12 protein-coding genes are annotated in these 12988 nt (G+C 58.6%); 1 reads left to right on the plus strand and 11 read right to left on the minus strand.

The features are described from left to right. Window positions 1-18: 18 nt before the first annotated feature. The 9 genes from AC2FJ6_RS14695 to AC2FJ6_RS14735 all read right to left on the minus strand — a co-directional run bounded on the left by AC2FJ6_RS14695 (window position 19) and on the right by AC2FJ6_RS14735 (window position 10533). A complete protein-coding gene (locus tag AC2FJ6_RS14695; RefSeq protein WP_170771484.1) occupies window positions 19-1686 on the minus strand; it encodes an ABC transporter permease in 1668 nt (555 codons plus the stop codon). A 119-nt stretch (window positions 1687-1805) separates the two neighbouring features. Continuing rightward, entirely contained in the window at window positions 1806-3023 is a 1218-nt protein-coding gene (locus AC2FJ6_RS14700) for a phenylacetate--CoA ligase family protein (RefSeq protein WP_170771465.1), read from the minus strand. 19 nt (window positions 3024-3042) lie between these two features. Then, the gene (locus AC2FJ6_RS14705) at window positions 3043-3876 is read right to left on the minus strand and encodes an ABC transporter ATP-binding protein (RefSeq protein ID WP_170771463.1); all 834 of its coding nucleotides are present in this window, start codon (window positions 3874-3876) and stop codon (window positions 3043-3045) included. Between the two features lie 74 nt (window positions 3877-3950). Further along, window positions 3951-5231, minus strand: coding sequence for an ABC transporter substrate-binding protein (locus tag AC2FJ6_RS14710; protein WP_170771461.1), 1281 nt, complete (start codon window positions 5229-5231; stop codon window positions 3951-3953). A gap of 74 nt (window positions 5232-5305) precedes the next feature. Further along, window positions 5306-6382: a branched-chain amino acid ABC transporter permease gene (locus tag AC2FJ6_RS14715; RefSeq protein ID WP_170771459.1), complete on the minus strand. Its 1077-nt coding sequence runs from the start codon at window positions 6380-6382 to the stop codon at window positions 5306-5308. Between the two features lie 3 nt (window positions 6383-6385). Continuing rightward, window positions 6386-6643: a hypothetical protein gene (locus AC2FJ6_RS14720; RefSeq protein WP_170771457.1), complete on the minus strand. Its 258-nt coding sequence runs from the start codon at window positions 6641-6643 to the stop codon at window positions 6386-6388. Window positions 6644-6645: 2 nt separating this feature from the next. Continuing rightward, window positions 6646-7632: a branched-chain amino acid ABC transporter permease gene (locus tag AC2FJ6_RS14725; protein ID WP_170771455.1), complete on the minus strand. Its 987-nt coding sequence runs from the start codon at window positions 7630-7632 to the stop codon at window positions 6646-6648. Between the two features lie 29 nt (window positions 7633-7661). Further along, window positions 7662-8480 carry an ABC transporter ATP-binding protein gene (locus tag AC2FJ6_RS14730; RefSeq protein ID WP_170771453.1) on the minus strand — a complete coding sequence of 273 codons (819 nt, stop codon included), beginning with the start codon at window positions 8478-8480 and terminating at the stop codon, window positions 7662-7664. 79 nt (window positions 8481-8559) lie between these two features. Then, the gene (locus tag AC2FJ6_RS14735; RefSeq protein ID WP_170771451.1) at window positions 8560-10533 is read right to left on the minus strand and encodes an AMP-binding protein; all 1974 of its coding nucleotides are present in this window, start codon (window positions 10531-10533) and stop codon (window positions 8560-8562) included. 323 nt (window positions 10534-10856) lie between these two features. Between AC2FJ6_RS14735 and AC2FJ6_RS14740 the strand changes: the two genes are divergently transcribed. Next, entirely contained in the window at window positions 10857-11267 is a 411-nt protein-coding gene (locus AC2FJ6_RS14740) for an ester cyclase (RefSeq protein WP_170771449.1), read from the plus strand. A 94-nt stretch (window positions 11268-11361) separates the two neighbouring features. Here the strand turns inward: AC2FJ6_RS14740 and AC2FJ6_RS14745 are convergent, their stop codons facing one another. Together AC2FJ6_RS14745 and argJ are read right to left on the minus strand one after the other, a co-directional pair. Further along, window positions 11362-11760: a (deoxy)nucleoside triphosphate pyrophosphohydrolase gene (locus AC2FJ6_RS14745; protein WP_170771448.1), complete on the minus strand. Its 399-nt coding sequence runs from the start codon at window positions 11758-11760 to the stop codon at window positions 11362-11364. Beyond that, on the minus strand, window positions 11757-12983 hold the full coding sequence (gene argJ, locus AC2FJ6_RS14750) for a bifunctional glutamate N-acetyltransferase/amino-acid acetyltransferase ArgJ (protein WP_170771445.1): 1227 nt from the start codon (window positions 12981-12983) through the stop codon (window positions 11757-11759). Before argJ ends, AC2FJ6_RS14745 begins: the two co-directional genes overlap by 4 nt. Window positions 12984-12988 lie beyond the last annotated feature (5 nt).

A 12988-nucleotide genomic window follows, 5' to 3' on the forward strand; every position in this document is an offset into this window, starting at 1 on the left:
TGGCAATTTTGAAGCGCCCTAGCGTCTGCGACCCACTTGCCGGCAAATCAAAATGACCGGTAGCAGTCCCACAGCCAGAATGACTAGCGACGGCACCGCAGCCCCCTCAAGCCGTTCGTCCGAGGCCAGCCGATAGGCCTGCACCGCCAGTGTGTCGAAGTTGAACGGGCGCATGATCAGGGTCGCGGGCAGCTCTTTCATCACGTCCACAAACACGATCAGCAGCGCGGTCAGCAGCGATGGTGTCAGAATCGGCAAGTGCACGCGGCGCAACGTGCCCAGCGGGCTTTGCCCCAAGGACCGAGAGGCCGCGTCCATATTGGCGTGGACTGTGCTTTGACCGCCCTCATAGGCACTTAGCGCAGCGGCCAGGAACCGGACCATATAGGCCGCAACCAGCAGCCAGATCGAGCCGGTGACAAGCAACCCGGTCGAGATATCGAAAGTCTGCCGCATCCACGCATCCAGAGCATTGTCGAAACTGGCAAAGGGCACGATCAGTCCGACGGCGATAACTCCGCCGGGCACCGCATAGCCCAGCCGCGCCATATACCCTGTGCTAGAGGATACCCGACCAGGCCGAAGCCGTTGAAAGAACCCAACGCAGATCGCAGCAAAAACCGTCACGACCGCAGCCGTCCCTGCCAAAATCAGCGAGTTTTGAATGAACCCGATATAGCGCCGTGACAGCAGGTTTTGTTCCGATTCCGTCCCCATCTGCACCAGAATGAACACAGGCAGCAGGAACCCCAGCAACACCGGGATGATGCACAGCGTGAACGCCGCTGCCGCCTGCCATCCCTTTAATTGGGCCGAGGGCAGCGCGGCGTGGTTTTTGCCCGCCTGATAATATTTCGCTTTGCCGCGTTGCATCCGTTCAGCCACGGCCATGACCAGCGCAAAACCCAGCAGGCACAAAGCCAGTTGCGCGGCGGCAGCACGGTCTCCGATAGAAAACCAACTCGTGTAAATGCCAGTGGCAAAGGTCTGCACGCCAAAATAGGCGACGGTGCCGAAATCTGCGATGGTCTCCATGATCGCCAGCAACACGCCCCCTGCAATCGCCGGGCGCGCCATTGGCAACGACACGCGCCAGAATGCGCCCCAAGGGCTGTTACCCAGCGCGCGGGCCGCCAGAAAGGCAGTGGCGCTTTGCTGCAAAAAAGCCGCGCGAGCCAGCAGATAGACATACGGGTACAGCACGAGGATCAGCATAACCGCCGCGCCTTCGGTCGAGCGGATCTCGGGGAACCAATAGTCGCGCGGACCCCAGCCGGTCATGTCGCGCAGGGTGGTCTGAACGATACCGGGGTGGTCCAAAATAAACGTATAGGCATAGGCCAGAACATAGGCCGGAAAAGCCAGCGGCAGCACCAGAGCGATTTCCAGAAACCGAACTCCGGGAAAGCGCGTCATCGTTACCAGCCACGCCGCACCGACACCGATGGCAAACGTCCCCATCGCCACCAAAACAACCAGCACCGCAGTGGTCAGCGCATAGCCCGGCAAGACCGTGTCCATCAGGTGCGAGATCGTGTCCGTCCCGCCCGTCACCGCCGCCAGAACAACTGCGAGCATAGGCAGCAGACAGGCCGCCGCCACCAGACAGGCTACTGTCGCCACCAACCGGGTGCCCAACGCGCCGCGATTGCGCGTTCCATGTTCTGAGAATTCGACGTCGGCCATGATCCCGGCTTGTTACTGGCTAAGGCGCAGGTTTCGTCATTAATCGACCAAAACGGTCAGAAACACCAGTGGGCAGGGATACAAATCTGCGGCACATACTGCCGCAGACCTGCTTGGCCTCATTCGTAAACGCGCTGATCCTCGATCACCAACCCGTCCTTGGGCAGCGATCCCGGCGCGACGACCTCGATCGCGCCCTTCAGTTTCAGCAGCTCGACAACCGATTTAGCGTAGGCCATGTCATCGCCACCGGGGCTTTCGATCTGAACGGTCATCATGTCCATCTCACCCTGGCGGGCGGCAATGACGCGGGCTTTGACGATCTCGGCATGTTTATCGACCAGCGCGGCCACCTGTTCGGGGCGCACAAACATACCCTTGATCTTGGTGGTCTGATCGGCGCGGCCCATCCAGCCCTTGATCCGCGCATTCGTGCGTCCGCAAGATGAATGGCCGGGCATGATCGCCGATAGATCGCCCGTCGCGAAACGGATCAGCGGATAGTCGGGGTTCAAAGAGGTCACAACGACCTCACCCACTTCACCCTCTGCCACTGGGGTACCGGTGCCGGGGGTCACGATCTCGACAATGACATGTTCGTCGATGATCATCCCCTCCATGGCGGGGCTTTCGTAGGCGATGTTACCCAGATCGGCGGTCGCATAGCATTGCAGGCACGAGATTCCACGATCCGCGTATTCCTGCCGCAGTGACGGGAACAAGGCCCCGCCGCCTACGACGGCGGTAGTGAACCGAAGCTGGACGCCCATCTCATCCGCCTTGTCCAGTATGACCTTCAGATAGTCCGGCGTCCCGGCATAGGCGGTGCAGCCTACATCACGCGCTGCTGTCACCTGCAACTCGGTCTGGCCGGTGCCTGCGGGCAAAACAGCCGCCCCGACCGCGCGCGCGCCGCTTTCAAAGATCATACCCGCGGGCGTCAGGTGATAGCCAAAGCAATTCTGAACGATATCGCCCGGCCCTACACCAGCAGCGTGCAGGAACCTGCCCATACGCCACCAGTCGGGATCGGTGCTACCCGGTTCATAGATCGGACCCGGAGACTGAAACACATGGTGAAAATGCCGCGCAGGTTTGACCGTGAACCCCCCGAACGGTGGACGCGCAGCCTGCGCCTGCGCCAGATGGGATTTGCGCAGAACCGGTAGTTTGGGCAAGTCCTCAACCGATGTGACACCATCTGTCTCCACATCCGCAAGATGCGTTTGAAAACCGGGGGCAGACAGGGCCCGTGCAAGTTGTTTTTGTAGCGCCTCGGCCTGATCGGCGGCGCGTTTGTCGGCTGATCGGGTTTCGAGTGCGTCGAAATAGGTCATCGCCAGATCCTCCATCCGCTTACAGCCACCTCTTGCGGCGGCGATAGGACCGCACATCGCGGAAGCTTTTGCGGCCCTCATCCGACATACCGAGGTAGAATTCCTTCACATCCGGGTTTTCGCGCAGTTCCGCCGCCGGGCCATCCATCACCACACGACCCGATTCCAAGATGTAGCCGTAATGCGCAAACCGCAGCGCCACGTTGGTGTTCTGTTCGGCCAACAGGAAGGACACACCCTCTTTCTCGTTCAGGTCCTTCACGATTCCGAAAATCTCTTCGACCAGCTGCGGGGCCAGACCCATCGAGGGTTCGTCCAGCAGGATTGTCTCGGGCCGCGACATCAATGCGCGCCCCATGGCGACCATCTGTTGCTCACCGCCCGAAGTATATCCGGCTTGGGATTTGCGGCGTTCGGCCAGCCGTGGGAAATAGGAATAGACAAGCTCAAGGTCTTTCTGGATCGCCGCCGCACCGTCCTTGCGGGTATAGGCACCGGTCAGCAGGTTTTCCTCAACCGTCAGGTGTTCGAAGCAATGGCGGCCTTCCATCACCTGGATGACACCCTTTTCAACCAAATCCGCCGGATCGCTTTCATGCACGCTGGTGCCTCGATACTTGATCGTGCCTTTCGTCACCTCGCCGCGTTCGGAATGCAGCAGGTTCGACACCGCCTTGAGCGTCGTCGTCTTGCCTGCCCCGTTTCCACCCAGCAGCGCGGTAATACCGCCCTTGGGCACGGTCAGGCTCACGCCTTTGAGGACGAGGATCACGTGGTTGTAGATCACCTCGATATTGTTGACCTCAAGCAGGGTTTCGGTCTGCACTTCGGTGTTTTGAGCCGCATCCAGCATCAGCGCGTGTCCTCAAGCCTTGTGTTTAGGTCGGGACGGCGAGAGCCCGCCGTCCCGTGTTTCAGATCACCGGATCAGCAGCGCGAACCGATGTTGTTTTCCGACGCATATGCACCCGAATCCTCGTTGATCAGCGGACCGATCACGTCGCCATCGGTGGCTTTGAACTCGGAAATCAGGCTCCAGGTCTTGTTGGTCGCATCCCACTGGGTCACACCGACCAGAGCGTCGCCGCCGTGGTTTTCACACGAAACCGAGAAGGTCGGGCCAAAGTTTGGCAGGCCCAGTTCGGTCATTTTGGCTTCGGTGATTTCCAGCGCTTCCATGCCGTCGCGCATCATCGCAGGGGTGATGTCAGCGGTGCCGTGGATTTCCTGCGCTTTCTTGGCAGCTTCGGCAGCCAGCATTGCGGCATAAAGACCACGGTTGTACAGAACCGTACCCACCTGATCGCCCGCGCCAGCGGCTTTACCGGCATCGACGACATATTTCTGCAGGTCATCAAAGACCGGGAAATCGGTGCCCACATTGTGGAAGGTCAGCGCCTTGTAGCCATTCGCAGCTTCACCCGCTGGCAGCACGTCGTTTTCCGAGCCCGACCACCAGATGCCGATGAAGTTTTCCATCGGGTAACGGATGTTGGCAGCTTCCTGCACCGCCACCTGGTTCATCACGCCCCAGCCCCACATCAGGACGAAATCGGGACGATCACGGCGGATTTGCAGCCACTGCGACTTCTGCTCCTGACCAGGATGATCCACAGGCAGGGCAACCAGCTCGAACCCGTGCTTGGCAGACAGCTCTTCCAGTGTGCGGATCGGCTCCTTGCCGTAGGCCGAGTTGTGGTAGACCAGCGCGATTTTCTTGCCGCTCAAGTCGCCATTGTTTGTATCCAGCAGGTAGTTGATCGCGCCCGAGGCCCCATCCCAGTAGTTCGCAGGATAGTTGAACGTATGGCTGAACACATCGCCGTTTTTGGCCGAGGTGCGCCCATACCCCATCGTGTGCATCGGAATGCCATCTGCGGTGGTTTTGGGGATCAGCTGATAGGTGATACCAGTCGACAGCGGCTGATACACCAGCGAGCCTTCGCCCTTGGTGGATTCATAGCATTCCACACCTTTTTCGGTGTTATAGCCGGTTTCGCATTCGATCACCTTGGTCGCCACGCCACCAATACCGCCATCGCGTTCATTCAGCAGGGTAAAGTAATCAGCATAGCCATCCGCGAACGGGATACCGCCCGCCGCATAAGGCCCGGTCCGATAGCTGAGCGACGGGAATACGAGGTCGGCCATAACCGGACCTGCCGCCATTGCGGCGCCGAGCGCCATGGTTGCCAGTTTCAATTTCATCGGGTGTCTCCTCCCTTGGTTGGTCCGATGGTGAGTTCGGGCTTTGCACCCGTTATCTGATTGGGCCGGACCGCTTAGTGCGGGAACGGCCAGAGTCTGAGTTTCTCTTTGGCCACGCGCCACAGCTGCGCCAGCCCATGCGGTTCAAGGATCAGGAACATGATGATCAGCGCGCCAACGATGACGAGATTCAAATGAGCCACGATATCGGTGGGCCAGCCCAGCATGTCCGCGCCGACGACCTTCAGGACAACGGGCAACAGCACAAGGAACGCAGCCCCGGCAAAAGATCCAAAGATGGATCCCAGTCCACCGATAATGATCATGAACAGCACCAGGAACGATTTCTGAATACCGAAGACTTCGCCGACCTCGACCGCGCCCAGATAAACCGCAAAGAACAACGCACCCGAAATACCCACAAAGAACGAGCTGACAGCAAAAGCCGTCAGCTTAGCCCGAAGTGGATTCACACCAATGATCTCGGCCGCGATGTCCATGTCCCGGATCGCCATCCATTTACGTCCTGTGGTACCACGCGTCAGGTTGCGAGCGACGACGGCGCAGACCGCTAGGAAGATCAGGCAAAACAGATAGGTTGCCCATGCAGGCGCATTCGGGCCGGTAATGATGATACCAAACACATCGCGTTCCGGCGCATTAATCTGCCCCGAGGCCGAATAGTTGTAGAACCACGGCACCCTGTTGAACAGCCAGACAAGGAAGAACTGCGCCGCCAAAGTCGCCACGGCCAGATAGAACCCTTTGATCCTAAGGCTTGGAAGGCCAAACAGCACACCGACCAACGCGGTGATACCTCCGGCAAGGATGACATGGATGAACATGCTGACATCCGGGAAGGCCGTCATCAGCTTATAGCAAGCATAGGCCCCTACAGCCATGAACCCGCCGGTGCCCAGCGAAACCTGCCCGCAATAGCCCACCAGAATGTTCAGTCCGATCGCCGCAATCGCATAGATCAGAAACGGCAGCAGCAGCGCATTTGCCCAATAGTCGTTGATGATGAACGGGATGATCCCAAACGCCACGGCAAGCACCACATAGTACCGATACCGGTCGAACTTGATCGGGAAGGTCTGGCTGTCATCCACGTAAGAGACTTTGAAATCTCCGGCCTCACGATAGAACATGTCTTACTTTCCCCATTCTTCCTGCGCCCGGTTGCGGGCTGCGGCATCCAGTTGGTTCGATCCCTTGGCATATCCCGTCGCCTCGGACGCACGGACCAGCTTGAGGTAAGCCAGGATGCCCATGACTAGTCCGGCAAAAGCCAGGATCGCTGCGATTGTCACCTGCCCGTCCGTCAGATCATCCGACGTCAGAGCGATATATCCAAAGGCCCAGAACCCGGCCCATGCGATCACGTTGGTGATGGCGAGGAACTTTTGCATCGCTACACCCTCTCGATGATCTTCTCACCGAACAGACCCTGCGGCCGGAACACGAGGAAGATCAGCGCCAGCACATAGGCAAACCAGTTCTCGGTCGCACCGCCCACAAGCGGGCCGATGGCAAATTCGAACAGTTTCTCGCCCACACCGATGATCAACCCTCCGACAATCGCTCCGGGGATCGAGGTGAACCCGCCCAGCATCAGCACCGGCAGCGCCTTGAGCGCGATCAGCGATAGCGAGAACTGCACACCCGATTTCGTACCCCACATGATGCCTGCGACAAGGGCCACGAACCCGGCGACCGACCAAACCATCACCCAGATGAAATTCAGCGAAATCCCCACGGACAGCGCCGCCTGGTGGTCATCGGCCACCGCACGCATCGCCCGGCCCTGCTTGGTGTACTGGCTGAACGCCACCAGCGCCGCCACCAGCAACGCCGCGATAACTGTTGCAACAATGTCCAGATTGTCGATGAAGAAGCCGTAGCCGAAGATGTTGAATGTGCTCTCATCAATCCACAGGTTGATGCCCTGCGGCAGGCCCACATCCAGCGTCTTGATTTCAGAGCCCCACATCAGATCGGCCACACCTTCCAGCAGATAAGCCAGGCCGATCGTCGCCATGAACAGGATGATCGGCTCCTGACCCACCAGATGGCGCATCACAAAGCGCTGCACCGCCCAGGCCAGCAACACCATCACCGCCATGGTCAGAATAATCGCCAGCAGCGCAGGCACGTTCCAGCCAAAATAGTGGATATGCGTGCCGAACATGGCATTGATCAGATGCGCAAACGGCACCTGACCTTTCATGATCCCCACCAGAGTCATTGCCGCAAACAGTGCCATAACCCCTTGGGCATAGTTAAAAATCCCCGATGCCTTGTAAATCAGCACAAAGCCCAGCGCGACCAGCGCATAAAGGACCCCGGCCATCAGGCCATTCAGAATGACCTCCATCGCAAATACCAACTGATCAGGCATGTCCGCCCCCTCTCATGTCTGTCAGATGTCTAGTCATGGCTCACCCCCAGATAGGCGTCGATGACCTCTTGGTTGTTGCGCACCTCATCGGGTGTGCCGTCACCGATCTTGCGGCCATAATCCATCACCACCACGCGGTCACTCAGGTCCATCACAACGCCCATGTCGTGTTCGATCAGCGCGATGGTGGTGCCAAACTCGTCATTCACGTCCAGGATAAAGCGGCTCATGTCCTCTTTCTCTTCAACGTTCATGCCCGCCATCGGCTCATCCAGCAGCAGCAGCTTTGGCTCCGCCGCCAAGGCTCGCGCCAGTTCGACCCGTTTCTTCAGACCGTAGGGCAGGCGGGACACAGGCGTCTTGCGGATGTGTTGGATTTCCAAGAAATCGATAATCTTCTCGACCGCCTCGCGATTTTCCGTCTCTTCCGCCTCGGCTTTGCCCTTCCACCAAGCCTGCTGAAAAATATTGGTCTTCATGAAGCCCAAACGCCCGGTCATCACATTGTCCAAAACGCTCATCCCCTCGAACAGAGCGATGTTCTGGAACGTCCGCGCGATGCCCTGCTGCGCCACCTCAAAGGGTCGCATCTGTGGGCGTTTTGATCCGTGAAACCAAACCTCACCCTCCTGCGGGACATAGAACCCCGAAATCACGTTCAGCATCGAGGACTTGCCCGCCCCGTTCGGTCCGATAATGGCCCGGATCTCACCCTCGCGAATGTCGAACGAGATGTCCTTGATCGCCACCACACCGCCAAAGCGCAGGGTGATGTTCTTCATCTCCATCACCACACCGCCGATCTTGCGGCCGTCTTCGGTGACATATCCTTCGGAACTATCCAGCATCAGATCCTCCCTGAGCTGCGAAAAAACGGGACGGCGGGCGGGGCGATGACCGTCAGGTCGAGCGGCGCTCGAACGGCCCTCATTCCGCCGCCACCTTGTGCGAGGTCGCAGCAACAACCGGCGCGTCCACAATTTCCAGCGTGGCCGAGATCGACCCCTTACGCCCGTCCTCATAGGTTACTTCAGTCGTAGTCGAAACGCTGGATGATCCGTCATAAAGCGCATCAATGATGTCGTGGAACTTCTCCTCGACAAACCCGCGGCGCACCTTTCGGGTCCGGGTCATTTCACCATCATCCGCATCCAACTCTTTGTGCAGGACCACAAAGCGATGCACCTGACAGCCCGACAGCATCTCATCTGCCGCAACCGACTTGTTGACCTCTTCCACATGCGACTTAATCGTCTCTAACACACGGGGATGACTGGTCAGTTCCTGATAGGACCCATAAGCCACATTGTTGCGCTCAGCCCAGTTACCCACCGCTGTCAGGTCGATATTAATAAAGGCCACGCAGCGATCCTTGCCATTACCAAACAGAACAACCTCCAGAATATCGGGATAGAACTTCAGTTTGTTCTCGACATATTTCGGCGCAAACATCGACCCGTCGGCCATTTTGCCCACGTCCTTGGCACGGTCGATGATCCGCAAATGGCCGGACCCTTCCTCGATGAACCCGGCATCCCCGGTTGCCACCCAACCCTCGGCATCCTTGGTCGAGGCGGTCGAATCCGGGTTATTGTAATACTCGACAAACACACCGGGCGAGCGATAGTGAATCTCGCCCTTATCGTCGATCTTCAACTCGACATCCGGCGCAGGAACACCAACCGTATCCGCGCGCACCTCACCGTCCGGCTGTACGGTGATAAAGACGGTGGCTTCGGTCTGACCATAAAGCTGTTTCAGATTGATCCCCAGCGAGCGGTAGAAATCAAAAATCTCAGGCCCAATGGCTTCACCCGCCGTATAGCCGACGCGGAACCGGCCATAACCCAGCGTATCCTTCAACGGACCATAAACCAGCATGTTGCCCAGCGCGTATTTCACCTTGTCGCCAAACCCGACCGGCTTACCATCCAGCAACAGACCGCCCACTTTCTTGGCGTGATCCATGAAGTGTCGGAACATGCGTTGCTTCAGCTTGCCCGCATCCTCCATCCGGATCATCACATTGGTCAGCTGCGTCTCAAACACGCGCGGCGGGGCAAAGAAATAGGTCGGCCCTATCTCGCGCAGGTCGGTCATCATCGTGTCGGCGCTTTCGGGGCAGTTCACGCAGAAGCCGCACCAATAAGCCTGACCGATGGAAAAGATGAAATCGCCCACCCACGCCATCGGCAGGTAGGACAGAATATCTTCGTTGCGGGTCAGATGGTCGAACTCTGCCGAGTTCTTGGCGCTTTCGATCACATTGCGGTTCGACAGCACCACGCCCTTGGGCTTGCCCGTCGTGCCCGAGGTATAGAGCATCACGCAGGTATCGTCATAGGTGATCGCCGCGATGCGTTTGTCCAGTTCTGCATCGAACCGTGCGTGACCGGCGCTGCCCTCGGCCATGATGTCGTCCAGTGCGTTCATCTGGGAGTGGTCGTATTTCCGCATCCCCCGCTTGTCGGTGTAGAGGATATGCTTGACCTGATGCAGCCCCTGCTGAATCTCGATGACCTTGTCGACCTGCTCCTGATCACCGCAGACGACGTATTTCGCGCCGCAATGTTCCAGAACATAGGCCATCTCTTCCGCGACCGAGTCCTGATACAAAGGCACCGGCACCGCGCCCACCATCTGCGCGGCGACCATCGACCAGTAGTGCGCCGGGCGGTTGCGGCCGATGACGGCGATATGGTCGCCCTTCTCGACGCCGATCTCCAGAAATCCCAACGCCAGCTTGCGCACCTCGGCGGCGGTCTCAGCCCAGGACCAGCATTGCCAGATCCCGAATTCCTTTTCCCGGTAGGCCGGGGCATCCCCGAACTGCGTCGCATTGCGATGTAACAGCGCCGGAAGGGAAACCAACCCTTCAGCGCCCGATTGCGTCTGAGCCAATCTTTCTCTCCTCCCCACCCGACCCCTCCCTTGGGTCGGAAATGGCGGGTTCGGGATGGTGCCCGAACGCCAATGCCCCACGAAGGGACAGGCGGAGGATCAGCGGCAAGTTTTGCCTGATGTTTTCTCAATTCTTACGAATTGTAACAGGGGTGGAAGGGTGATGGATTGGATGGATCGCCGGAGCACATCAGTCAAAATGTCGTCACCAAGCCACGATATTTCCGCGCATTTTGATAATGAGCTATTTCAGCGTACCCTGTTTCTTACTGCTTCAGTTGATGGCCAACACGGTTGGCCACAGTTTCGTAGGGGGGAAACACATGTCTATCCGAAAAGCCGCAAGAGAATTCTTTGAGGCCTGCGATACAGGCAAAGGCTGGGACGCCTGCAAAAACTTTTGCCATGAGGGCGCGACGTTTTCAGCACAAGCCGACGCATTGGCCGACGTCACTTCCCTGGAAGGTTACACAGACTGGATGAAAAACCTGCTGACTCCGATCCCGGATGGTCATTATGAGCTCAAATCATTTTCTGTTGATGAAGAGCGTGGAATTGCAAGCATATTTGCCGTGTTCCATGGAACTCATTCCGTAGATGGCCCAGTGCCTGCTACGGGAAAAACTCTGGCCGCGGAATACGTCTATGCCATTGAGTTTGACGGTGACAAAATCAAACACATGACCAAGATATGGAATGATGCGCATTCCTTGAAACAGCTCGGCTGGGCCTAATACTTTAGGATCAGGGGTACAGGTCACAAATCACGCAATTCCGACCACCGCGTGCTCTCTTTTGGCCACAGGGGGCATGCGCCCTGCCGCGACACTACAACCAATCCCGCAGAATCGGGATCAACGGCACATCAGCTGCGGGCATAGGATAGTTCCGCAGATCACTAGCGCGGACCCATTTCAGCGCCTGACCTTCTTTTGATTGTGGTATCCCCTCCCATTTCCGGCAAGCGAACAGCGGCATCAACAGGTGGAAATCGTCATAGCTGTGGCTGGCAAAGGTCAGCGGTGCTAGGCAGGAGGCCCAGGTGTTGATGCCCAGTTCTTCCTCCAGCTCGCGGATCAGGGCGACCTCGGGGGTTTCGCAGGGTTCGACCTTGCCGCCGGGGAATTCCCACAGACCGGCCATGGACTTCCCCTCGGGGCGCTGCGCCAGCAGCACCCGGCCTTCGACGTCGATCAGGGCGACGGCCGACACCAAAACGGTCTTCATGAACGATAATCCGCGTTGATCTCGATATAGCCGTGCGTCAGGTCGCAGGTCCAAACGGTGGATGCGCCTTCATCCAGCCCCAGATCGACCGCGATCACCAGATCCTGACCTTTCATATAGGCGGCAGCGTCTTCCTCGCGGTAGTCGGGGCTGACCCAGCCTTTCTCAGCCACCAGAATATCGCCGAAAGAGATGCTCAGAAGGTCGCGATCCGCAGCCGCTCCGGATTTGCCGATGGCCATGACCACGCGGCCCCAGTTCGGGTCTTCGCCCGCAATCGCCGTTTTCACCAGCGGCGAGTTGGCAATCGCCAACCCATGCACCTTGGCATCCGCGTCCGTGGCTGCTCCGGTCACACGAATTTCTACGAATTTCGTGGCGCCTTCACCGTCGCGCACCACCTGCTGCGCAAGGTCCAGCATCACCGTTTCAAGCGCCTGCGCAAACGCTGCATTGCCTGTGGCATCCACGCCCGAGGCCCCGGTGGCGCAAAGCAGCAGCGTGTCCGAGGTCGAAGTATCGCTGTCCACCGTGATGCAGTTGAAGGTGCGGTCGGTCTGCGCGCCCAGCATCGCTTGTAGCGCCGATTGTTCGACTTGCGCATCGGTGAAGATGTAAACCAGCATCGTCGCCATATCCGGCGCGATCATGCCTGAACCCTTGGCGATCCCAGCAATAGAGACTGTTTTGTCGTCAATCTCGACCTGTGCGCTTGCCCCCTTGGGGAAGGTGTCGGTCGTCATGATCGCCCGCGCGGCGTCTTCAATGGCGTGGCGGCTGAGACCCATTTTAAGCGTCTCAAGCTGCGATACGATGCGACCATGGGGCAGCGGCTCGCCGATCACGCCGGTGGACGATGTAAATACCCGCTCGACCCCGACGCCGGTGGCTTTGGACACGGCCTGCGTCACTTCGGCCACAGAGGTCTGGCCGTAGTGCCCGGTGAATGCATTGGCATTGCCCGAGTTCACCAAAATAGCCGCCGGACCATCGCTGGCCCCACCGATCTTGTCCTGACAATCCAGCACCGGGGCCGCGCGGGTGGCGGAACGCGTGAACACCCCCGCCACCGAGGTACCGGGATCCAGCACCGCCAGCATCACATCGGTGCGGCCCTGGTAGCGCACACCCGCCTCAACAGTGGCAAAGCGCACGCCGTCAATTGCGGGCAGGTCGGGGAATGCCGCCGGAGCCAGAGGCGAAACTTTGGTAATCGTTGCCACGGACG

The organism is Ruegeria sp. CDSA089 (genome assembly GCF_059612205.1).

Coding starts and splice junctions, on each gene's coding strand:
- AC2FJ6_RS14695 (WP_170771484.1), bottom strand. CDS start 1,686: ATGGCCGACGTCGAATTCTCAGAACATGGAACGCGCAATCGCGGCGCG.
- AC2FJ6_RS14700 (WP_170771465.1), bottom strand. CDS start 3,023: ATGACCTATTTCGACGCACTCGAAACCCGATCAGCCGACAAACGCGCC.
- AC2FJ6_RS14705 (WP_170771463.1), bottom strand. CDS start 3,876: ATGCTGGATGCGGCTCAAAACACCGAAGTGCAGACCGAAACCCTGCTT.
- AC2FJ6_RS14710 (WP_170771461.1), bottom strand. CDS start 5,231: ATGAAATTGAAACTGGCAACCATGGCGCTCGGCGCCGCAATGGCGGCA.
- AC2FJ6_RS14715 (WP_170771459.1), bottom strand. CDS start 6,382: ATGTTCTATCGTGAGGCCGGAGATTTCAAAGTCTCTTACGTGGATGAC.
- AC2FJ6_RS14720 (WP_170771457.1), bottom strand. CDS start 6,643: ATGCAAAAGTTCCTCGCCATCACCAACGTGATCGCATGGGCCGGGTTC.
- AC2FJ6_RS14725 (WP_170771455.1), bottom strand. CDS start 7,632: ATGCCTGATCAGTTGGTATTTGCGATGGAGGTCATTCTGAATGGCCTG.
- AC2FJ6_RS14730 (WP_170771453.1), bottom strand. CDS start 8,480: ATGCTGGATAGTTCCGAAGGATATGTCACCGAAGACGGCCGCAAGATC.
- AC2FJ6_RS14740 (WP_170771449.1), top strand. CDS start 10,857: ATGTCTATCCGAAAAGCCGCAAGAGAATTCTTTGAGGCCTGCGATACA.
- AC2FJ6_RS14745 (WP_170771448.1), bottom strand. CDS start 11,760: ATGAAGACCGTTTTGGTGTCGGCCGTCGCCCTGATCGACGTCGAAGGC.